We start from the raw sequence: 1,941 nt of genomic DNA on the forward strand, positions 1-1,941 counted from the left end.
GTTCATGCCCTCAACATATACCCGCCGGGGGTATATGGCAAGTACCCCCAGGGGGTATCAAACCTTGCAAGGTGCGGTCCGGAAATTAAAGAGCTCCGGAGTGCGTTATTGGGGGATACGCACTCCGGAGCAGCTATGGGGTAGGAGGTTTCCCGCCTACGAATTCAACCTTACGTGGCGGCGGCGACCATCCGCCAGCACCTCGAATAACTACTTTCGCTTTATTTTTTCGGGGCCCGCCGCGGCGTGAAATGTTGGCGGACCGGACCGTCCGCGGACAGTTGGCCCGCGTGAAAGTCAAAGTGCTCGGTGGGGTAAGCACAGACGTCCGCCAGGGACATCGTCGCCCGGAAGAACGGATCCCAGCGCGCGGGAAAGGACATCGCGCGGCCCAGGTCGGCAGGGGTTTCCTTCGCCAGTCCGCGTACCAGGCGTGAAGTCAGCCGCCGAAGTTTCGCTGCCATCCTGCGGCGGTTGTAGACGCGTGCACCCGCTCTGGAGCCCCAGTAATTGGCGACGTCGAACAGCAGTTCCTCGTTGTTCCAGCGGGTCCCCGCGCTGCGCCGCTGCAGCCACTCCGGCGTGGCGGCAGCCAGACCGGCCTCCAGTTCCGCACAGTTTCTGCGGTAGCCGGCAATCACCGCGTCCCGGTCGGAGGGGTCAGGGAGCCCGTCTGGGGGGCTGGTGTGTTCGGCGGGCATGCTCCATTCTGGCCCCTCGAAGGCTCGCCGGCCACGGCAGGCCCCGCGTCCGGATTCGTCCACCGGGTAGCGAAAAACCATTGCGGGTGCCGGTCAGCGGTGGTTCCATGTAGGGCATGGCAACTTCAGAAAGTTATGTCCTGGCGATCGGCACCAAGAAGGGCCTCTGGCTGGCCAGCAGTCCGGACCGCCAAAACTGGTCCCTTACCGGCCCGCATTTCCTGATGAGCGAGATCCCCAGCATCGGCATTGACACCCGCGAGGGCCGGACACGGATCCTGGTCGGGGTCCGCTCCGAGCACTGGGGGCCCACCGTTTTTCATTCCGACGATCTGGGCAAAACCTGGACCGAGCCGGAGAACGGCGCCATCCGTTTCCCCGAGGACACGGATGCCGCGCTGGAACGGGTGTGGCAGATCCACCCCGACGCCGACTCGCGTCCCGGCGTCGTCTGGGCGGGCTGCGAGCCGATTTCGGTGTGGAAATCAACCGACGGCGGCGAGCACTTCGAACTCAACCGCGGCCTGTGGGACCACCCGCACCGCAGCGAATGGGGTGCCGGCTACGGCGGGGCCGCGGCACATTCGATCGTGGTCAACCCGGACGGCGACAAGGTGCACGTGGCGATGAGCACCGGCGGCGTTTACCGGTCGCTTGACGGCGGGGCGTCCTGGGAGCCGCGGAACAAGGGAATCTCGGCCCGCTTCAACCCCGACCCTTACCCCGAGTTCGGCCAGTGCGTCCACAAGATCGCCGCGGATGCCGCCGTCGACGGCCGTTTGTACGCGCAGAACCACCACGGCGTGTACCGCAGCGACGACGGCGCCGAGAACTGGGAGTCCATCGCCGAAGGCCTGCCCGCCGATTTCGGCTTCGTCATGCTGACCCACCCGCGCCGCTCTGGCACGGCCTGGGTCATCCCGCTGAAGGCCGACGGCGAGCGGATCCCGCCGGATGGAAAGCTTGCCGTGCACCGGACCGACGACGCGGGCGCGAGCTGGAAGCGGCTGGACGCCGGGCTGCCGCAGGCGGARTACAACGTGGTCCTCCGGGACGCGGCCTGCGTCGACACGGCCGAACCCGCCGGGGTCTATTTCGGCACCCGCGGCGGCAGCGTCTACGCCAGCGCCGACGAGGGCGAACACTTCACCGAGGTCGCCTCGCATCTGCCCGACGTGCTGTGCGTCCGGGTCGCGGCAGTCACCGGTCCGGGACTGCGCACTGCGGAGCCCGCCGTCGC

General features: G+C 67.1%; 2 protein-coding genes. One reads left to right on the top strand and one right to left on the bottom strand.

Annotated elements, in window-relative coordinates; genetic code table 11:
• Positions 1-221: 221 nt before the first annotated feature.
• The gene (locus AB4Y86_RS17785; protein WP_441403480.1) at positions 222-701 is read right to left on the bottom strand and encodes a DinB family protein; all 480 of its coding nucleotides are present in this window, start codon (positions 699-701) and stop codon (positions 222-224) included.
• 116 nt (positions 702-817) lie between these two features.
• On the opposite strand from AB4Y86_RS17785, the gene AB4Y86_RS17790 reads away from it, so the two are divergent.
• Positions 818-1,941: WD40/YVTN/BNR-like repeat-containing protein (locus AB4Y86_RS17790; protein ID WP_441403481.1), on the top strand; the 1,124-nt coding region annotated here is incomplete at its 3' end.

It is taken from the genome of Arthrobacter sp. 2YAF22_2, assembly GCF_052114645.1.
Classification (GTDB): domain Bacteria; phylum Actinomycetota; class Actinomycetes; order Actinomycetales; family Micrococcaceae; genus Arthrobacter.

Bases quoted from the DNA above. Each gene is read 5' to 3' on its own strand.
- AB4Y86_RS17785 (WP_441403480.1), bottom strand. From the start codon at position 701: ATGCCCGCCGAACACACCAGCCCCCCAGACGGGCTCCCTGACCCCTCC.